The sequence below is a fragment of the Teichococcus vastitatis genome (genome assembly GCF_003604215.1).
Classification (GTDB): domain Bacteria; phylum Pseudomonadota; class Alphaproteobacteria; order Acetobacterales; family Acetobacteraceae; genus Pseudoroseomonas; species Pseudoroseomonas vastitatis.
Map to the genome: position 1 here is coordinate 40,330 of NZ_QXGS01000016.1, position 19,501 is coordinate 59,830.

18 protein-coding genes and 1 pseudogene are annotated in these 19,501 nt (G+C 70.0%); 12 read left to right on the forward strand and 7 right to left on the reverse strand.

What is annotated here, in order from left to right:
• Positions 1-58: 58 nt before the first annotated feature.
• The 3 genes from D2K64_RS16225 to D2K64_RS16235 all read left to right on the forward strand — a co-directional run bounded on the left by D2K64_RS16225 (position 59) and on the right by D2K64_RS16235 (position 6,268).
• On the forward strand, positions 59-2,200 hold the full coding sequence (locus D2K64_RS16225; protein ID WP_120009426.1) for a sensor histidine kinase: 2,142 nt from the start codon (positions 59-61) through the stop codon (positions 2,198-2,200).
• A gap of 707 nt (positions 2,201-2,907) precedes the next feature.
• On the forward strand, positions 2,908-4,080 hold the full coding sequence (locus D2K64_RS16230) for a zinc-dependent alcohol dehydrogenase (protein WP_120009427.1): 1,173 nt from the start codon (positions 2,908-2,910) through the stop codon (positions 4,078-4,080).
• 1,009 nt (positions 4,081-5,089) lie between these two features.
• The gene (locus D2K64_RS16235) at positions 5,090-6,268 is read left to right on the forward strand and encodes a fatty acid desaturase (protein ID WP_120009428.1); all 1,179 of its coding nucleotides are present in this window, start codon (positions 5,090-5,092) and stop codon (positions 6,266-6,268) included.
• A 22-nt stretch (positions 6,269-6,290) separates the two neighbouring features.
• On the opposite strand, the gene D2K64_RS16240 is transcribed toward D2K64_RS16235, so the two are convergent.
• From D2K64_RS16240 to D2K64_RS24940, 4 genes are all read right to left on the reverse strand, one after another.
• Positions 6,291-7,739 (reverse strand): sensor histidine kinase, encoded by a 1,449-nt coding sequence (locus D2K64_RS16240; protein ID WP_157985891.1) that lies wholly within the window; start codon positions 7,737-7,739, stop codon positions 6,291-6,293.
• Entirely contained in the window at positions 7,739-8,884 is a 1,146-nt protein-coding gene (locus tag D2K64_RS16245; RefSeq protein ID WP_162306203.1) for an FIST signal transduction protein, read from the reverse strand. Before D2K64_RS16245 ends, D2K64_RS16240 begins: the two co-directional genes overlap by 1 nt.
• Positions 8,885-9,009: 125 nt before the next feature.
• The gene (locus D2K64_RS24935; RefSeq protein ID WP_162306204.1) at positions 9,010-9,993 is read right to left on the reverse strand and encodes a hypothetical protein; all 984 of its coding nucleotides are present in this window, start codon (positions 9,991-9,993) and stop codon (positions 9,010-9,012) included.
• A 3-nt stretch (positions 9,994-9,996) separates the two neighbouring features.
• Positions 9,997-10,179, reverse strand: a complete 183-nt coding sequence (locus D2K64_RS24940; protein ID WP_162306205.1) for a hypothetical protein — start codon at positions 10,177-10,179, stop codon at positions 9,997-9,999.
• A 137-nt stretch (positions 10,180-10,316) separates the two neighbouring features.
• Between D2K64_RS24940 and D2K64_RS16250 the strand changes: the two genes are divergently transcribed.
• Positions 10,317-11,624, forward strand: coding sequence for a winged helix-turn-helix domain-containing protein (locus tag D2K64_RS16250; RefSeq protein ID WP_162306206.1), 1,308 nt, complete (start codon positions 10,317-10,319; stop codon positions 11,622-11,624).
• Between the two features lie 6 nt (positions 11,625-11,630).
• On the opposite strand, the gene D2K64_RS16255 is transcribed toward D2K64_RS16250, so the two are convergent.
• A complete protein-coding gene (locus D2K64_RS16255; protein ID WP_120009432.1) occupies positions 11,631-11,831 on the reverse strand; it encodes a hypothetical protein in 201 nt (66 codons plus the stop codon).
• Between the two features lie 96 nt (positions 11,832-11,927).
• On the reverse strand, positions 11,928-12,902 hold the full coding sequence (locus D2K64_RS16260) for a phosphoribosylaminoimidazolesuccinocarboxamide synthase (RefSeq protein ID WP_120009433.1): 975 nt from the start codon (positions 12,900-12,902) through the stop codon (positions 11,928-11,930).
• Positions 12,903-13,094: 192 nt separating this feature from the next.
• On the opposite strand from D2K64_RS16260, the gene D2K64_RS16265 reads away from it, so the two are divergent.
• Both D2K64_RS16265 and D2K64_RS16270 read left to right on the forward strand, forming a co-directional pair.
• Positions 13,095-13,520 (forward strand): OsmC family protein, encoded by a 426-nt coding sequence (locus tag D2K64_RS16265; RefSeq protein WP_120009434.1) that lies wholly within the window; start codon positions 13,095-13,097, stop codon positions 13,518-13,520.
• Between the two features lie 84 nt (positions 13,521-13,604).
• Positions 13,605-13,988, forward strand: a complete 384-nt coding sequence (locus D2K64_RS16270; RefSeq protein WP_120009435.1) for a hypothetical protein — start codon at positions 13,605-13,607, stop codon at positions 13,986-13,988.
• Between the two features lie 28 nt (positions 13,989-14,016).
• Here D2K64_RS16270 and nhaA read toward each other — a convergent pair whose 3' ends face one another.
• Positions 14,017-15,222, reverse strand: coding sequence for a Na+/H+ antiporter NhaA (gene nhaA, locus D2K64_RS16275; RefSeq protein WP_120009436.1), 1,206 nt, complete (start codon positions 15,220-15,222; stop codon positions 14,017-14,019).
• Between the two features lie 294 nt (positions 15,223-15,516).
• Between nhaA and D2K64_RS16280 the strand changes: the two genes are divergently transcribed.
• The 6 genes and pseudogenes from D2K64_RS16280 to D2K64_RS16305 form a co-directional block, all read left to right on the forward strand.
• Positions 15,517-16,545: an amino acid ABC transporter substrate-binding protein gene (locus D2K64_RS16280; RefSeq protein ID WP_238384234.1), complete on the forward strand. Its 1,029-nt coding sequence runs from the start codon at positions 15,517-15,519 to the stop codon at positions 16,543-16,545.
• 26 nt (positions 16,546-16,571) lie between these two features.
• Positions 16,572-17,126, forward strand: a complete 555-nt coding sequence (locus D2K64_RS16285; RefSeq protein ID WP_120009437.1) for a prolyl-tRNA synthetase associated domain-containing protein — start codon at positions 16,572-16,574, stop codon at positions 17,124-17,126.
• A gap of 129 nt (positions 17,127-17,255) precedes the next feature.
• Complete coding sequence (locus D2K64_RS16290) at positions 17,256-18,194, forward strand: thioredoxin family protein (RefSeq protein ID WP_120009438.1); 939 nt, start codon at positions 17,256-17,258, stop codon at positions 18,192-18,194.
• A gap of 56 nt (positions 18,195-18,250) precedes the next feature.
• A complete protein-coding gene (locus D2K64_RS16295; protein ID WP_306418947.1) occupies positions 18,251-18,871 on the forward strand; it encodes an LON peptidase substrate-binding domain-containing protein in 621 nt (206 codons plus the stop codon).
• A gap of 52 nt (positions 18,872-18,923) precedes the next feature.
• A complete protein-coding gene (locus D2K64_RS16300) occupies positions 18,924-19,151 on the forward strand; it encodes a Trm112 family protein (RefSeq protein WP_120009440.1) in 228 nt (75 codons plus the stop codon).
• 91 nt (positions 19,152-19,242) lie between these two features.
• Positions 19,243-19,416, forward strand: a pseudogene (locus D2K64_RS16305) (FAD/NAD(P)-binding protein); the annotation flags it as partial.
• Positions 19,417-19,501 lie beyond the last annotated feature (85 nt).

Consider the following 19,501-nt stretch of genomic DNA (forward strand, 5'->3'; position numbering starts at 1 on the left):
TTTCTCAATAAACCGAGAATGCTTCGTTATCGCTTCAGGCGGTGAATGGGAAAGCGGAATGGCGAAGCGAAGGGCTTGGCTGCCGGGTGACATGACCTTTGGAATGCGCAGCCACCTGCTGGGGCTGGTGGTGGTGGCCTTTCTGCCGGCCCTCGCCGTGGGTGGGATGGCATCCTGGCAAGCGGTGACGCGGCATCTGGAAGGATTCCACGACCAGCTGCGCGACACCGCGCGCGCCCTCTCCACCGCCGCAGACCGCGAGTTCGAGGCCCGGATTGCGGCGCTCACCACCCTGGCGGAATCGCCGCTGCTCGATGCGCCCCTGACCGATCTCTCGGCCCTGCACACGCATGCCCGCCGTGCCGCCGCCGCTCTCGGCGCGCCCATCGTCATCATCGGCCGCAACAATCAGCAATTGCTGAACACCAGCCTGCCGCCCGGCGTGCCGCTGCCACGCACCGGGGCGGAGGACGCCAACCTCGAGGTGCTGCGTACGGGCCGTCCCGTCATCAGCAACCTGATCAACGCGGCCAGCGATCAGGAGCCGGTCATCGCCGTGCTGGTGCCGATCCGGCGAGACGGCCAGATCTTGGCGACCTTGTCATCCAGGGTGACGCCCGAACGGCTGCAAATCCTGCTGGAGGCGCAGGATTTCTACGATGGACGCTTCGCCTCGCTGGTTGATGGTGATGGCCGGCTCATTGCCCGGTCCTCGCAAACCGTGACGCCGGGCAGGGCTGCGGCCCCCTGGTATGTGGCGGGCGTTGCCAGCAACGCTCCCGGCCTGCTCAGCGGCAAGACGGCGGATGGGCAGGACGTGGTCGCGGCCTTCAGCTTCCTGAGCAGCGGCTCAGGGTGGACCGTGGCGGTGGCGGCCCCGGCCAGCCTGTACTCCGCCAGCTGGAACGCTCCGCTCATGGCCATCGTGCTGGGCGGGGGCGCGGCCCTGGCCATCGCCTCGCTGCTCGCCGCCGCCCTGGCGCAGCGCATCGTGCGGCCCTTGCAGGTGCTGACGGACGAGGCGGACGCCGTGGCTGAAGGCCGGCAGCAGGCGCTCGGCGACGCTGGCGAGGGGAGGCCGCCGGCCACGGTGACAGAGTTCAAGGCGCTGCGCGATGCGATCACGCGGGCGGCGCAAGTTCTGGCCGGGCGCAACTCCGCCCTGACGGCGAGCGAGGCGCGGCTGCGCGCCATCGTCGACACCGCGGTGGATGCCATCGTGGTGATCGACGAGGCCGGCATCATGCATTCCTTCAACGGAGCCGCCGAAGCGATCTTCCGCTACCCCGCCGATGAGGTGATCGGCCGCAACGTATCGGTGATCATGTCCAGCGGCGACGCCGCCCGGCATGACGCCCAACTGGCGCGCTACCTGGCCGCCGGGGAGCGCAGGATCATCGGCAGCGGCCGGGAGGTGGAGGGCCGCCGCCGCGATGGCTCGACCGTGCCACTGGATCTCGCCATCGCCGAATGGCGGGACGGCGAGGGACAACGTTTCTTCACCGGCATCATGCGCGACATCTCCACCAAGAAGGCGGAAGACGAGCGGCGCCTGCTGCTCGCGAGGGAGGTCGATCACCGCGCCAAGAACCTGCTGGCGGTGGTGCAGTCGGTGATCCGGCTGACACCCCGCGAAAGCGCCGACGCCTTCGCCCGTTCGGTGGAAGCGCGCGTCATGGCCCTGGCCCGCGTGCAATCGCTGCTAGCGGATGAGAACTGGGCCGGCGCGGAGCTGCATGCCGTGGTGGAGCGCGAGCTGGCGCCGTACCGCCTCGGCAGCAGCGGCTCGGCGGTGCAGATCACCGTGGAGGGGCCGCCGGTAACGCTGGCGGCCGAAACCGTGCAGCCGATTGCCATGATCCTGCACGAGCTGATCGCCAACGCAGCCAAGCACGGCGCATTGAAAGAACTCGGGGGGCAGGTGGATGTCCGCTGGCAACTCCTGCGCGCCGCCGATGCGCCGGGCAACACCATGCTGTTCATGGAGTGGACCGAACAGGGCGGGCACCTGCGCGACGTGGCGCCGCGGCGCAAGGGTTTCGGCACCCGGATGATCACCGCCACGGCGCAACGCCAACTCGGCGGCACGGTGACGCAGCGCTGGGAAACCGGCCGCATGCGTTGCGAACTGATGCTGCCATTATGGCGAACGTCCCGCGGCAGCAAGCTTCCCTTCGGCGCCGGCAGCAGCGTGGCCTAGCGACCGCCGCGAATCGAACCCGCCGCGGGGCGGATGCCTCGACGGGCCTTGCAGGTTGGGCGGCCGGTTCCGCGGCCCACCGACGGGCCGCGAAAGACCCTTCCCGGCATCGCCGCCGCGCCGCTTCAGGAAAGCCCGCGCCTTGCATCCCGCGCGCCTTCAACCGGCGGCAAGCCACAGGAGGGATCGGGCAACCGAGGCGCCGCGCTACCGCTCTCCGCGCCCTCTCGGTGCGTCCGGCCAGCGCCGTGTGCCTGGCAGGTGCGCGGCCAGCGCAAGTCTGGCGGGCTGGCTATTTCCGGCAGCGGCATGCAGGCCGGCATCGGCGCTATCGCCACGCGGCCGCTTGGACGCGGCATCCCGGCGGCGCAAGTCCCTGATCATCACCATATCCCGTCACTCCAGCGGCCAGCGGCCAGCGGCCAGCGACCGGCGGCCTGGATCCCGTAAACAGTTCCGCGGTCGCCGGCCGGATCGATGCTGCTGATGCGGGAAACCTGACTGCGGAGGAGAACGGCAGGCCTGTGCCTGCCGGGCCACGACACCGCAGCCGCGAACCGTCCCGCCGCACTGCCGGCAGGCCAGGCGAACCGCAGAAAAGCAGCACCGGCGGCAACCACCCTTCGCGGCAGCGTGTTTCCAGGCCGTGGCGGCATCTTCCAACCGGAAGTCGCCGGCTCCGCGACCATCACGGAAGGAAGCCCGTCATGAAGGCGCTCGCTTGGCACGGCAAGAACGACATCCGCTGCGACAACGTCACGGATCCCGGAATCGAGGACGCGCGCGACGTCATCATCAAGGTCACATCCTGCGCCATCTGCGGTTCCGACCTGCACCTGATGGACGGGCAGATGCCGGCAATGAAATCGGGCGACGTGCTCGGCCATGAATTCATGGGCGAGGTGGTGGAAACGGGATCGCCGAACCACCGCCTGAAAAAGGGCGACCGCATCGTGGTGCCCTTCAACATCAATTGCGGCGAATGCTCGCAATGCAGGCGCGGCAACTGGGCCTGCTGCCTGCGCTCCAACCGCAACGGGGCGGAAGCTGCGACAATGTTCGGCTATCCGACCGCCGGGCTGTTCGGATACTCCCACCTGACCGGCGGCTATTGGGGCGGACAGGCCGAATATGTGCGCGTGCCGATGGCCGACGTGGCGCCGATGAAGGTGCCTGAGGGCATGTCCGATGAGCAGGCGCTGTTTCTCACTGATATCCTGCCGACGGGCTGGCAGGCGGCGGTGCATTGCGACCTGAAGGGCGGCGAGACAGTGGCGATCTGGGGTGCGGGTCCGGTTGGGCTGTTCACCATCAAGTCGGCGCAGATCATGGGCGCCGAGCGCATCATCGTCATCGAAACGGTGCCGGAGCGCATGGCTCTGGCGCGGCAGGCCGGCGCCACGCACATCATCGATCTGAAGCAGGAGGAGGTGATCGAGCGCATCAAGGAGATCACGGACGGGGAAGGCCCCGATGCGGTGATCGATTGCGTGGGCATGGAGGCGACGGCCGGGCACGGCATGCTGGGCATGCTCAGCAAGGTCCAGGAAACCCTGACCTCCACCCAGCGTCCCTATGCGCTGGAGCAGGCCGTGCAGGCCGTGCGAGGCGGCGGCATTGTCTCCGTTCCCGGCGTGTATGGCGGGCCGATTCCGGTTCACATGGGAGCGGTGGTGCAGAAGGGCCTGACCATCCGTAGCGGACAGACGCATGTGAAGCGCTACCTGGAGGAACTGACGGGGTTGATCCAGCAAGGGCGGATCGATCCGACCTTCCTGATCACGCACCGCAGCACCTCGCTGGAGCAGGGGCCGGAGCTCTACAAAACCTTCCGCGACAAGCAGGATGGCTGCGTGAAGGTGGTGTTCAACCTGAACTAGCGGGCGTTTCCGGCCCGGTGCCGGAACGGGGCAGCGGAGCGGCGGAACCGGCCGCGCGCTGCGCCGCTATTCGGCACCTTCGCCCCGGCACCGCCCTTGGCCCGCCGAGGCTGGCACCGCGCAGATCCGCGGCCAGGATCACTCAGCATCTCCAAGGCCGGGGCATGGCTTCCAGGACATGCCGTCATTTGGGCCGTCCGGCCTGGCGATGCTCACCGAGATCGCGACCCCACGGCAGAACTGTCGCGCCGCTCGCTAGAAGCCCCAGGCCATGGCGAGGTCGCTTGGCTCGAAGGCCGATGGCGAATCATTTCCGACGCCAACTGACCAATAATCCGGCGCCCTCATCATCGATCACCGGCGGCTGAGGCGTGCCGCAGCACCAGCCCCGCGACAGCCGGCATCCCTGCGCGATGGCTGTGGGTCGCCAGCGTCCCGGCAAACTCCGGTCATGTTCCCCGCAATGGCGGCCATTCCTGTTGATGCTCATGCCGCCGGCTTGGTCCGCGAGCTGAGACGGGAGCCGCTGCTGGTTTCACCGCCGAGAGGCCCAGACCTTCGCGAAGATGCACACCGGCTGCTCCGCTTGGGTGCCGGCGCCGAGCGCCGCTCGCCGCGCCAGCGATCCGGATACGAGAGGCTTGCGCGCGGTCGGCAGGTGGGGAGGCGGGAAACGGCACCGCGCACCAGGCAACGCATCGGTCACCTGTCTGGCGGATCCGCCCGGAAAGCCGGCCTCCGGCCCTGCCGACGCGGCAGCACGCCGGTGGTCGTGAAAAGAACAATTCCCCGCTGCACTGAATTGCTGCCGGCCATCGAGGCCGGATGGAAGAACAACGCAGAATCAAGATCCTGTTCGGAGGTGTCCGCAGGCCAAGTCATTCCGCACTTAAAACAATCTCCGGCCGTGCGCGAGTAGCCGCATAGAAAGTTTCGGTAACACGATAAAACCGTTGTGTGCGCCAGCGTCCAACAACTGGCGGCGACTTTCCGGCACAGGAGATTTCCCATGAGAATTTCGAAAATTCAAACGCTTCAGGATGAAAGCCTGCTGACCCTGCGGCATGATCCGCGGGTCCAGATGGCGCTTCGCCTGCCGCGCGCGGTGCAGCCCTTCCTCACCTGGCTCACCGCCAAGCCCGGACCGGAGGAAGCGGTGCGGGAGATCCCGGCGCGCCGCTACGTGATCGGCGGCCTTGCCAGCATGGCGCTGGGAAGCGCGATGAGCGCGGCGGCCCTGCTGCTGGCCATGCCCTGGATGCTGGCGGCGCTGTTGTTGCTGGTCGGCCTCACCGCCACCAGTTCCGGCCTCGGCCTGTACCAGGTGGTGATCTTTCACCATTGCTCGCACGGCACCGTGTTCCGCTCGCGGGAGCGGAACCGGCAGGTGGGGCGCATGGTCTCGGCCTTTCTGATGTTCACCCGCTTCGAGAACTACCAGCACGACCACATGCTGCACCATTCGGCCAACAAGCTGCTGACGGAGGAAGACGAGTTCACCGGCTTCGTGTTCGGCGTCTGCCGCCTGGAGCCGGGCGTGGCGAAGCGCGTGTTATGGCGGCGCATCATCCTGAACCTGGTCTCGCCCGCCTTTCATGCCCGTTTCCTGCTGCGGCGCATCCAGGCATCCCTGTTCAGCGGCGACCGGCAGCACGACTGGATGGCGCGCGCCGGGCTGGCCGCGCCGCTGCTGCTGGCGGCGTTGACCGGCGCCTGGTTGCCGGTGCTGGTGGCTTGGTTCCTGCCGCTCACGGTGCTGCTGCAGATCGCCACCGTGTTCCGCATCCTGTGCGAGCACCGCTTCCCCGACGTCGAGATCATTCGCGCGCGCGGCAAGGCCTTTGTCTGCGCCTCCACCACCGGCGTGTTCCCCGGCGCCATGCCGCCCGCCCGCTCGGCGCGCAGCCTCGGCGGCATGCTGGCCTGGACCGGCTGGTGGGCAACCATGCTGACCGGGGCGCTGTTCGCCCGCGTCTTCGTGATGGTGGGCGACGCGCCGTGCCACGATTTTCATCACCGCCGCCCGGCGACGCGCAAATGGACCGATTATGCGCGGGCCCGGCAGCACGACCAGGATGCCGGATCGCCGGGCTTTCCGGTCAACTACACGGAGAACTGGGGCGTGATCCGCGCCGTGGATGCCAATCTGGCGACGCTGGCGGCCACGCCGCCGGGCGTGGTGGCCTGAAGCGGTTTGGGGCGGCGGACCGTCAGTCCTTCGCTCCGGCCTCCTCCGCCGGCCGGCCTGCCGGGGAGGCCGGATCGGAACCCTCGGCGCTGCGGCCACCGGGCGGCGCGGCGCCACGATGCATCGCTTCCGCCGGCAGAAGCACCGCTACGGTGGTGCCGACGCCGGGCTCGCTCTCCACCACCAGGCTGCCGCCATGCGCCTGCGCCAGCCCACGCGCGATCGGCAGGCCGAGGCCGGTGCCGGTAACGCTGCGGCTGAACGGGTTCTCGATCTGCTCGAACGGCTCCAGCGCGCGCGGGATGTCCTCGGCACGCATGCCGATGCCGCTGTCGCGCACCTCGAGCCGCAGCCCGCCATCCGGCATCACCACCACCTGCACGCCGACCAGCCCTCCCGCGCCGGTGAAGCGGATGGCGTTGCTCAGCAGGTTGTCGAGGATCTGGCGGAACCGGGTGCGGTCGACCCGGATCCACAGCTTTTGCGCCGGAAGTTCGGTGGCCAGCCGCACCTCGCGCTCGGCCGCGGCGGCGCTGGCGGCCCCCAGGCTGGCCGACACCAGCTCCCCCGCCTCGGTCCAGCGCAGCGTCAGCGGCGTGCGCCCGCGCGCCAGGGCCGAGTAGTCGAGGATCTCGTTGATCAGCGACAGCAGGTGGCTCGCCGACTTGAACACGTGGGTGTTGAACTCGCCGACCTGCTCCGCCGTCAGCTGGTAGCGCGAGCCGGTGGCCATCATCTCGGAAAAGCCGATGATGGCGTTCAGCGGCGTGCGCAGCTCATGCGTCAGCGTCGCCAGGAAACGCGACCGGGTGGAACTGGCTTCCTCGGCCATGATGCGCGCCTCGCGCATCTCGACCTCGGCACGCTTGCGCAGCGTGATGTCAATGTAGACCGACAGCGCGCCTTCCACGATCTCCTGGTCGGCATCCTCGAACGGGCGGCTGACATTGCTTTCGCTCTGGTTGCCAAGGATCAGCGCGGTGCCGGTGGTCTCGTCATAGGACCACAGGATGTAGGGCACCCGCAGGATGGCGGTGAGCTGATAGGCCGGCGGCTCGATCCGGGAGCGCGAGGTGGTGAAGAAGAAGGCGGGCACCACCGGCAGCAGCACTGGCACCAGGGCCGGGGCCGGCAGCCCGACGGCATGCATCACGGTGAACTGGCCGCTGCCGCGCGGGTGCTCCTGCAGCAGCGCGGCGCGGTCGCACAGCGTGTTCTCCAGCACCGTGGCCAGCATCGGCGGGCCCAGCTCCTCCGGCAGGTCGCTCTGGTCGATCAGCCGGTAGGCCTCGCGGATCAGCTTGGCCACGGTGCGCGAGCGCCGCGCTTCCCGGAAGGCCTGGCTCTGCTCCTCCTGCAGGCGCAGCAGCCCGGCGCCCAGCGTGTTGCATTCGCGCCGGTAATAAGCGAGCTCGCGCTCCATCTGGCCGGCATCGGCCGGCCCGGCCGACATGGGAAAACGATGGTTCATCAGCCCCGCCGCCGCAGCACCGCGAGCACGCCGGTCCAATCCAGCGGGCGGGAATAACCCCGAAACGGCGCGATCTCCACGCCGGAATAGAAGCCGGCAAACGGCACCCCCTCGGCCAGGCCGGTGCGGACGACCTCGGCTTCCTCCGTCAGCGCGCCGCTGCGGGCGCTGGCCCGGCCGGCGCAGTCAATGTAGAGCGCCAGCAGGTTGTCGCCGCCCTCGATGGCGCGGTTCATGGCCGCCACGCCGTTGCGCGCCGAATCCAGCATCAGCGCGTTGTCGCGGGCCATGATCTGGACCTTGGCGCCGGGAAAGAAATCCGGCTCGAACAGGGTGACCGATCCCGTGGCCGGGCTGGCCCGCAGGATCAGGCGGTTCACATAGGCATTCTCATCATAGGGGGCGAAGGGGTCGCCCTGCTTCTGGCCCAGCGTCGCCACCAGCGACAATTCCTGGCCCTGCGCCTCTCCCAGCCGCAGCCCGAGCATGCGCTCGATGACGCCGAGCGCCGGCTGGCCATCCAGCTCATACACCTCGGCGCCGTCGATCCGGGTGATCTCCATGAAGGTGGAGATCGGGCGGCAGCCATGCAGGATGCTGGTTTCCACGGCGATGCCGGGCGGAAACACCAGGGCCACGGCGGCGTGGTGGCGCAGCACGGCGCCGTCGAACACCCAGCTGTCCGACAGGTTCATGTCGGTCAGCAGCCCGCCGCCGAACAGCGTCACCTCGCGGCCGCCGAGGCCGCGGTGGAAACCCTCGACGATGTGGCTGGCTGGATGCAGCCGCAACGGCAGGTGGCTGGCCACGCTGTCGAACAACAGGAGCACCACGGCGCCATCCTCGGCCACGCCGCGCACGGCGGCTCCCAGCGCGGCGCCTCCCGCCATCTCGTCGGGCAGCAGGTCCTGCACCACCAGCCGCGGCGTCACCTCCGCGCCGCTGAAGCCGATCAACACCAGTTCGAGGCCGCTATAGCCGTAGCCCTGCCGGGTGATGCCCCCGGCGGAGGCGCCGCCCACCACGGGCACGTCGCCCAGCGTGTCGCGCAGGGCGGCGAGCACGGTTCCGGGGTCCAGCTTACCGCCGCAAAAGGCCAGCACCAGGTCGGGACGGTGGCCCAGCAACGGCTTGACACAGGTCAATACCGCTTGGCGTGCATCGCTGTGGCGGGAATAACCAATCTGGATCACACCCACGCGGTAAAGCAAAGTGCGGGACGAATCAATTGGAGGCCGCTCCCGGTGCCTATGGAGTGGCGGGTGGCTCTTCACGTTCTCGTGTGTCTTCCCGCCAGGGTGGAAATGGCCCGGCGCGCCAGGGTCGCCAGGGCCGGCGTGGCGAAGACCGGCAGCGCGGTGAGCGCCATGAACAACCGGCCCTGCTCCGAAAGCAGGGCCGGGCAGGCGGCCCAGACCAGGGTAACGTTGCGGTAGCCCCCGATCAGCACCGCCTCCGGCAGGCTGCGACGCAGCAGCAGCCAGGCGGCCAGGATGCCGGCCAGTCCCGGCAGGCAGGCCAGCGCGGCGAGCCGCAGCATCGCCACCGGCTGCGCCGCCACCAGCGGCCCCAGCCCGTCCATCCTGGCCAGGGCTGTCAGCGACAGCGCCAGCACCGCGCCGCCGGCGCAGTGACGGCGGGCCACTTCCGTGCGCAGCGGCGGCCAGCGCCGCAGCGGCAAGGCCGCCAGGGCCGGCAGCACGCCGAGCAACCACAGCCGTTCCGCCAGCACCGCCGGCTCAACCCCGCCCGGGCTTCCCAGCACCGCCGCCACGGCCGGCACCAGCAGCGGCGCGGCGGCGGTGCTGGCGGCCACCACCGCCAGACTGCGGCCCCCGCCCAGGCCGAGCGCCACGCCCAGGCCGATGGCGCCGGTACCAACCGGCGCCGCCGCGGCAAGGGCGACCCAGAGACGCGCCTCGGCACCGGCACCCAGCAGCCATGCCGCGCCGCAGCCCAGCAACGGGGCCGCCAGACCGAGTGCCAGCACCAGCAGCAGCGGCGGCCCCAGCGCGGCGGCCAGCGAGGGCAGCGGCCCCGGCGGCAGCAGGGGAGGCGCCAGCGCCAGCAAGCCGAGCAGCGTGGTGGCCACCAGCAGGGCCGGCAACGCGCGGTGGGCCAGCGCCGCCAGATCCGGCAGCAGCAGGCCGGCCGCCATGGCCAGCAGCGGCAGCACCGGCACCATGCGGGCCAGGCGCCGCCGGGCCGATCCCGCGCAGGGCAGGTCGCCCAGGGTCTGCATCGCCCCGGACATGGCTCAACGCGACCCGTCGGGCGGCGGCGCGGCCGCGCGCTCCGCCAGCAGCCGCGCCAGGGCGGCGAACAGCAGACCGCGGGCCAAGTCCGCCGAGGCGCCCTCGGCCGGCGGAAGCGGGCGCGCGAATGGCTCCGGAGGCGCCGGCAGCAGGGTCATCAGGCTCAACAAGGGGATCGGATGCACGGGCTTCTCCCGGAGGGGCTGCGAGGCCGCGGAGGGAGCGCCCGGGACCGGCTTTCCGTCCCGAGATTTGGCTGGATTCGGACCGAAACTTTTCCGAAATTGTGCTCGGCGCACCGCGCGTCCCGGGAGGGCTGTGCATGCAGGGCGAGGCTGCACCGATGGGGCCGGCCGAGGCCGTGCTGCGCATTGGCCGCTTCACCCTGGATGCGCGGCGCCGGCTGCTGCTGGGGCCGGATGGCGCCGAGGTGCCGCTGCGGCCGAAAAGCCTGATGCTGCTGCAGCTGCTGGCGCGGCACGCCGGGGCGGTGGTCGGGCGCCGGCAGATCCTGGACGCGGTCTGGCCCGGCCTGGCCGTCACGGATGACAGCATCACCCAGTGCATCGGCGAGATCCGCCGTGCCCTGGGGCCGGAGGGCAGCCTTCTGCGCACCGTTCCGAAGCGCGGCTACCTGCTGCAGCCGGCGCCGGATCCCGCGGCCCCGCCGGCGGTGCGGAGCCGGCGCTGGCGCGCCGCGGCGCTGTTGCTGGGGAGCGGCATGGCGCTGGTGGCGCTGGTGGTCCTGGTGCGGCCGTCGACGCCGGTGGCCTGGCGGCCCGGACCGTCGCCCTCGGCGGTGCTGCCCGTGGCCGATCCGGCGCCGCCACCCTCGGCCGCGTCACCGGCGCGGCTGTTGCTGGAGCAGGGCCGCGCCGCCGCCTACCGCGCGAACGGCAATCGCGGCGAGAACTGGCTCGCCGCGCGGGCCTTGTTCGAGAAGGCGATCGCCGCCGAGCCGGATTTCGCCCCGGCCTATGCCGAAGCCGCCTTTACCCACACCAACATGGCCAATAGTGGCCTCAGCCCGGATCCTGCGGCGGAGCTGCGCGCGGCGGAGGCCCTGGCCGAGCGTGCGGTGGCGCTGGCCCCGGACCTGCCGGTGGTGCATGCCGCCCGCGCCGCGGTGTTCCGCCTACAGCGCCGCCCTTCCGACGCGCTGGCCGCCTATCGCCGCGCCGTGGAACTGGACGAGTCACAACACCCGTCGCGCGCCAATATCGGCTGGATGCTGATCCTGCTGGGCGAGCCGGACGGGGCGGTGGAGCCGGTGCTGCGCTCCATGGCGCTGGCGGAGGCGAACCATCCCTTCACCGGCACCTGGCTGACTTATCTGGGCATCGCCGAGCTGCAGATCGGCCGTGGCGATCACGGCGCGGACCGCTTCCGCCGCGCGCTGGAGCGGCCGGCCTTTCTGTCGCCCGACCTGCGCCGGCTCTACCTCGCGGCCGCGCTGGCGCTGAACGGCGACACCGAGGAGGCGGCGCTTCTGGTGCGCGAAGTGCGGCAGCGCCAGCCCGAACTGACCGCCGCGCGGCTGCGGCAGGCGGAGCTTTCGGATGAGCCGGGCTTTCTGGCCCGCCAGCAGGCGCTGTACCGGGGCCTGGCACTGGCCGGGCTGCCGGACTAGGCCGGCTCAGCCCGAGCCGTCGCTGCCGCCATTCCCTTCGCCACCGCCACCGCCGCCGCCATCATCGCCGAACTTCGGATCCAGCTTCTCGGTCAGCGCCGCCACCTGGCGTTCCAGCGCCGCGAGACGCTCGGCGAGCCGTGCGAGTTCGTTCTGCTGCGCCGAAACGCCGGTGGTGTCGGCGCCGGTGCTGTCCGGTTGGGCCATGGCGGTTTTCCTTCGCGGGTGCGCTCGGGATGATAGCGAAATGAATCCGCCTGTCATCCCGACTGCCGTTCACCGCGATCGCGGCCTGTGCCGCGTTCAGCCGAACAGCGGCCGGAGGTTCTCCCGCACCCGCTCCAGCACCGGGCGATCGGCGGGGCCGGGCTCGAAGCGGGCGCCGGTGATGGTTTCGAAGGCCCGGATATACACGGCGGCGGTGTCGAGGATCAGCGTCTCGGGAATGTCCGGGATGCCGTCCTCGTAGGGATCGCAGCGCGCCGCCACCCAGTTGCGCACGAAATCCTTGTCGAAGCTTTCCGGCCTGTCGCCGGCGGCGAGCCGCTTCTCATAGCTGCCTGCCAGCCAGTAGCGGCTGCTGTCGGGGGTGTGGATCTCGTCGGCCAGCACGATGCGGCCCTCCGCGTCGGTGCCGAATTCATATTTCGTGTCCGCCAGGATCAGGCCGCGCGCCGCCGCCATTGCCTGACCGCGGGCGAACAGCGCCAGCGCATACTCGCAGAGCTGCTCCCATTGCGGCTCGGTCAGCAGGCCCTGTTCCAAGATCTGCCGCGGCGAGAGCGGCTCGTCATGCCCGCCATGAAAGGCCTTGCTGGTCGGCGTGATCACCGGGGAGGGCAGGCGCTGGTTGTCGCGCAGCCCGTCCGGCAGCTTCAGCCCGTACATGTCGCGCTGCCCCGCCTTGTACAGCGTCAGCAGGGAGGTGCCGGTGGTGCCCGCGAGGTAGCCGCGCACCACCACCTCCACCGGCAGGATGTCGAGCCGCCGGCCGATCACCACGTTCGGGTCGGGATAGTCCAGCACGTGGTTGGGACAGATGTCGCGCGTCGCCTCGAACCAGAAGCGCGCCGTCTGCGTCAGCACCTGGCCCTTGAACGGCACGGCGCAGAGGATGCGGTCAAAGGCCGAGAGCCGGTCGGTGGCGATGATGACGCGGCGCCCATCCGGCAGGTCGTAATTGTCGCGCACCTTGCCGCTGTAATGGTTGGGCAGTTCCGGGATGGTGGCGTCGCGAAGTATCTGATGCGCGCTGGCGCGGAGAATGGCCGGGTCCATGGATCCTCGATCCCAGGGTTGCGACACCGCGGCCGGCCCGAAACGCCCAAGCGCCGCCGGACGGCCGCCGGAACCCGGCATCCTAGACGATCCGCCCTGCGCTGTCAGGGCAGGGCGGCACGGCCAACCCCGGGGCGCCTCGCGCATTGTGCCCACAGCGTCACCTCGGCGCGGCACAACAAGGACAGCACCATGAAGGCTCAGGGCAGCGCCGTTTGGCAAGGCGGCATCAAGGACGGCAAGGGCACCATGTCCACTCAGAGCGGCGCGCTGAAGGACGCCCCCTACGGCTTCTCGTCCCGCTTCGAGGGCAAGCCCGGCACCAACCCGGAGGAACTGATCGGCGCCGCCCATGCGGGCTGCTTCACCATGGCGTTGTCGTTGATCCTGGGCGAGGCCGGGCTGACGGCGAGCCAGATGAACACCAGCGCGGACGTGACCCTGGAGAAGCAGGCGGAAGGCTTCGCCATCACCGCCGTCCACCTGACGCTGCGCGCCAGCATCCCGGGTGCCGATGACGCCAGGTTCCAGGAGCTAGCGGCGAAGGCCAAGGCCGGGTGCCCGGTGTCCAAGCTGCTGAAGGCGGAGATCACCCTGGACGCCCAGCTGGAAGGCTGAGTCACGGCAAGGCCGGGGCGCTACGTGGCGCTTGCCTTGCGGCGGGCGCCGGGTCCAGCCTGGGGAGGATGCGGGGGAACGGCGATGCTGATTCGTGACTTCCTGAACATCCTGCTCGACGACACGCTGGAAGAAGCACGGCTGCTTCATGCCCAGGCCAGCGCCCCGGGCGCGGCGCTGGCCTTCGCGGGGGCCGAGCGCGCCGTGTCCGAATGCCGGGAGGCCATGACCGGGGAACGCATGGGCGCCCGGCTGCGGGCGCTGCTGGCCGCGGTTCGCGCCGATTCCGCCCGCGCCGCCGGGCAGCCGGACGAGGCCTTCTGGTTCAGCCGCGAGCTCTACGTGGAATGGATCGCCGAGGTGGTCAGCGTGGTGCTGATGACGGCGCGCGCGCCGGCGATCATTCCGCCCTCCCGCCGCGCCGCCATCGAGGCGGCGCGGCTGATCGGCCTGCTCGGCGCCGCCTGAGCAGCGGCGCCGGTTTCCTGCACCGGGCTCAGGCGCCGTGGGTGCCCGGCGCCTTGCCTTCCCGCCGGCTCAGGCGAAGAACCGCATAGCCGCCGAGCCCCGCCACCAGCGACCCGGCCAGGATGCCGAGCTTGGCCTGATCCTGCAGGGCGATGCTGTCAAAGGCCAGCAGGCTGATGAACAGGCTCATGGTGAAGCCGATGCCGCACAGCAGCGACACCCCGAACACCTGCCCCCAGCTCGCGCCGGCCGGCAGGTCGGCGGCGTTCAGCCGCACCAGCAGCACGGTGATCCCGAACACCCCAACCACCTTGCCGAGCACCAACCCTGCCGCGATGCCGAGCGTCAGCGGCGCGGCGAAGGTGGCCAGGGTGACGCCCTCGAACGACACGCCGGCATTGGCGAAGCCGAAGATGGGCACCACCAGAAACGCCACCGGCAGGTGCAGGGCGTGCTCCAGCCGGTGCAGCGGGGAATGCGCCGGGTCGGCCTCGGGGCGGCCTGGCGTCACCTGGATCGGGATAAAGAAGGCCAGCAGCACGCCCGCCAGCGTGGCATGGATGCCGGAGCGCAGCACCAGCGCCCAGAGCACGACGCCCAGCAACAGGTAGGGCAGCAGGTGCTGCACCCTGGCACGGTTCAGCCCCATCAGCACCGCCAGCACCAGCGCCGCCCCGCCCAGATCCATCAGCGACAGGTCGCCGGTGTAGAACAGGGCGATAACCAGCACGGCGCCCAGGTCGTCGATGATCGCCAGGGCCGCCAGGAACACCTTGAGCGAGGCGGGCACCCGCGGCCCGAGCAGCGACAGCACGCCGAGCGCGAAGGCGATGTCGGTAGCCGCCGGGATCGCCCAGCCGCGCAGCGCCGAGGGATCGTCCAGGGTGAAGGCGACGTAGATCAGTCCCGGCACCGCCATGCCGCCGGCCGCGGCCGCGCCGGGCAGGATGCGGCGGCTCCAGGTGGAAAGCTGGCCGTCGAGAAACTCCCGCTTGATCTCCAGCCCGACCATCAGGAAGAAGACCGCCATCAGCGCGTCGTTGATCCAGTGCTGGAGATTGAGCGGGCCCAGATAGTGGCCCAGCACGGCGAAATAGGCCGGTGCGGCCGGGGAGTTCGCGGTCACGATGGCCAGCGCCGCGGCGGCCATCAGCACCAGGCCGCCGGAGGCGCCGCTGTGCAGGAACCGCCGGAACAAGGAATCGCTCCGGCCGGAGGGATGGGCAAGGGACATGGAAACGTCCTGCGCTCGGGTTTCAATAACCTCCGTTGGCTGTCTCCCGCGCAGGCAGGAGCCTCCGGCGCACGCAGCACACGCCAGAGATTACGGAAAGTACATGAAGCACTCCGGGTTGCCCAGCCCTGGAGAAATATCGGCGTTTCGCGCCATCGCCGCGGCATCCGGCCGAACCCTGTCCGCCGCGCGGCCCAAATCCCCGTGACCCGGCCATCGGGGACGTGGCCGTTGTTGACGTGGCGCCCGGCGCTCCGCACGCTCTCGCTTCTGCATCCGGGAAGGCTGAGCACCATGATGAAACGAGGCATCCTCGCCGCCACGGCGCTGCTGGCATCGCTGTTCGCTTCCCAGCGGCCGGCCGAGGCCGGCGCCACGCTGGACGCGGTGCGCGCGCGCGGCCAGCTGGTCTGCGGCGTCCATACCGGGATCGCCGGCTTCGCCCTGCCCGATGCGCGGGGCGTCTGGCAGGGGCTGGACGTGGATCTGTGCCGCGGCCTCGCGGTGGCGCTGTTCAACGACCCGAACAAGGTGCGGTTCCAGCCGCTCTCCTCCTCCACCCGCTTCACCGCGCTGGGCTCGGGCGAGATCGACGTGCTGTTCCGCACCTCGACCCACACGATGTTGCGCGACGCGACGCTGGGGCTGCGCGCCATCACGCCTTACTTCTATGACGGGCACGGCTTCATGGTGCGGGCCGGCGCCGGCATCGCTAAGGCGTCCGAGATGGCCGGCGCCACCATCTGCCTGATCCAGGGCACCACCAACGAGCAGGTCACGGCGGATTACTTCCGCAGCCAGAACCTGGCCTTCACCCCGGTGCTGTTCGAGCGCACCGACCAAGCCGCCGGGGCGCTGCAGAACAACCGCTGCGACAGCTTCGGCACCGATGCCTCGCAGCTGGCGGCCACCCGCGCCTCGATGCCGAACCCCTCCGACTGGACCATCCTGCCGGAGCGCTTCTCCAAGGAGCCCTACGGCCCTTATGTGCGGCGCGGCGACGATGAATGGTTCGACCTGGTGCGCTGGTACGTCAACGCGCTGATCGAGGCGGAAGAGCAGGGCGTCACTGCCGCGAATGTGGAGGAGATGAAGCGCAGCTCCGTCAACCCCAACACCCGGCGGCTGCTGGGCGTCACGCCGGAACTAGGCCAGGCCCTGAAGCTCGACCCTGCCTGGGCCGCCAACGTGGTGAAGGCCATGGGTAATTACGGCGAGATGTATGAGCGCAGCATGGGCCCGAAAACCGCGGTCGGCCTGCCGCGCGGCGTCAACGACCTGTGGACCAAGGGCGGGCTGCTCTACGCCCTGCCGATGCGCTGAGCCGTGACATCGCCTATGGGGGCGGGATGGACAGCGTCGCTCCTCTCGCCATTCCCGCCCTGACCGCCGGCCGGCCGGCCGAAACACCGGACGGCCTGCTGGCGCGGCTCGCCGCCGCCGGCATCAGCGCCCGCACGGTGGAACATCCGCCGCAGCACACCGTGGCCGGCGGCGAGGCGCTCCGCGCTGGCCTGCCCGGTGCCCATTCCAAGAACCTGTTCCTCCGGCTGCGCCGCCCCGATCCCGAGCCGTTCCTGCTGCTGGTGCTGGAGCAGCACCGGCAGGTCTCGGTGAACGCGCTCTGCCGGCTGCTCAACACCGGGCGCGGCCAGTTCGCCACGCCGGAGGAGCTGTTCGCCGAGCTGGGCGTGTGGCCCGGGTCGGTGACGCCCTTCGGGCTGGTCAACGCGGTGCCCGGCCGGGTGCGGGTGGCGGTTGACGAGGCGCTGGCGCAGGCCGGCACGGCGTGGTTCCACCCGCTGGCCAACACCGCCAGCACCGGTCTCGCCCCGGCCGAGCTGCTGCGCTTCCTCCGCGGCCTGGGCCATGCTGCGGTCGTGTTCGACCCCGCCGCCGCCTGAACGCCGGCTTGCCCCTCCGGGGCGCCTGCCGGGCCCTGTCGCGCCGGCCATCATCAGATGCCGCCTTGCACGCCGAGCCTTCCCACGCATCTATGCAGCAAGGAATTCCTGAACCGGTGCTTTAAGACAATGGACACGATTTTCGACCCGAACCAACCGAAACCGGCTGCGGCCGCGGCCGCCATCATCAAGGACAGCGACTCCAAGTCCTTTATGAAGGACGTGGTGGAAGCCAGCCGCGAGGTTCCCGTCCTGGTGGATTTCTGGGCCACCTGGTGCGGCCCCTGCAAGCAGCTGACCCCGGCGCTGGAGAAAGTGGTCACCGCCGGCCAGGGCCGGGTGCGGCTGGTCAAGATCGATATCGACCAGAACCGGGCCCTGGTGCAGCAGTTGTCCCAGATGGGCCTGCCGCTGCAATCGGTGCCCACCGTGGTGGCCTTCTGGCAGGGCCAGATCGCCGATTTGTTCCAGGGGGCGCTGCCGGAATCGGAGCTGAAGAAGTTCGTCGAGAACCTGCTGAAGCTAGCCGGCGGGCAGATGCCTTCCGCCGATCTGCTGGGCGAGGCCAAGGCCGCGGTGGAAGCCGGCGATCACCAGGGCGCGCTGGAGCTGTTCGCCGCCCTGGCGCAGCAGGAGCCGGAGAATGCCGAGGCCATGGCCGGGCTGGCCCGCTGCTTGATGGCGCTGGGCGAGGAGGAGCAGGCGCTGGCGGTGCTCGACAGCGTGCCGGAGAAGATCCGCGGCCATGCCGAGATCGTGTCGGTGCGATCGGCGCTGGAACTCGCCGCGGAAGGCCGCAAGGCGCGCGAGCGGACCGCCGAGTTCGAGCGGCGGCTGGCCGCCGATCCCGATGACCACCAGGCGCGCATCGACCTGGCCGTCGCGCTGAATGCCGCCGAGGAGCGGGGTGAGGCCGCCGCCGCCCTGCTGGAGGCGATCAAGCGCGACCGTGCCTGGAATGACGAGGCCGCCCGCAAGCAGTTGCTGAAGTTCTTCGAGGCTTGGGGTCCGATGGACCCGGCCACGGTGAAGGCAAGGCGCGGCCTTTCCACGCTGTTATTCCGCTGAACAATGCGAGGCCGGGCATGGATCCGTTCCATCCCCGGCCCGAGGAACTTCCGGCCGTGATCCCCATCTTCCCCCTGACTGGCGGATTGCTGCTGCCCGGTGCGCGGCTGCCGCTCAACATCTTCGAGCCGCACTTCCTGGCCATGGTGGAGGATGCCCTGGCGCATGGCAGGATGCTGGGCATGATGCTGCCCGATCCCGCCCATCCCCGGGTGAATGGCCGCTCCACCCCGTACCGAACCGGCTGCCTGGGGCGGATCGCCTCCTTCGCGGAAACGGAGGACGGCCGCTACCTGATCACGTTGCGCGGCCTCAGCCGCTTCGACCTGCTGGAGGAACTGCCCGAGCGCGCGGACGGCGTGCGCCGGGTGCGGGCGGATTACGCTCCTTATGGCGGAGACCTCGAAGCGCCGGCCGAGGAGGGCGTGGACCGCGATGCACTGCTGCAGGCCTTGCGGCCATATTTCCAGAGCCGCAACATCGAGGCCGACTGGGAAGCGGTGGGTCGCACCGATGCCGTCACGCTGGTGAACTCGCTTAGCATGATGTGTCCCTTCGGCGATGCGGAGAAGCAGGCGCTGCTGACCGCACCCGGGCTGCCGCAGCGGACGTCGCTGCTGATCTCGCTGCTGCGGATCGAGAGTGCCGGGCCGATGGCAGGCAGACTGCCCAGTTAGGTTGGCCGCGCTCCGTTGACGGGCGGCGCGCGGCGGCGCAGGAATCAAGGTGATGACGAACCCATCCGACACCGCTTCTTCCATCCCTCAGGACTCGCCCACCGGCGGCACCGTGGATCCCCGGCTGCTGGAGATCCTGGTATGTCCCGTGACCAAGGGCCCTCTGCGGTACGACCGCGAGCGGGGCGAGCTGGTCAGCGACAAGGCCGGCCTGGCCTATCCGATCCGGGACGGCATCCCGATCATGCTGCCCGATGAGGCCCGCCGTCTCGACGGCTGAGCCGGCGCAGGCGCACCCCCCGGTTCTGGCCGTCATCGGCGGCGGCTTCGCCGGAACCACCCTGGCGTAGCAGGCGCGCCGTGCGCACCCCGGTATGGAAGTGCTGGTGTTCCAGCCGGAGGAAGTGGGGCCGGGCCTCGCCTGCTCGACGCCCGAGGCCAGGCATCTTCTGAACGTGCCGACCGGCGGGATGAGCCTGTTTCCCGACCAGCCGGGCCATTTCGCCGAATGGACACTTCGAAATACCTCGCTGTTAGGGCACTGAGGTGATTTACTGGCTTCGGTCAGCGGAGGCAGTGGCGATGGCGGATCAGCCTGGCTTCTTCGATGTCGATGAGCGGTATGCGGCA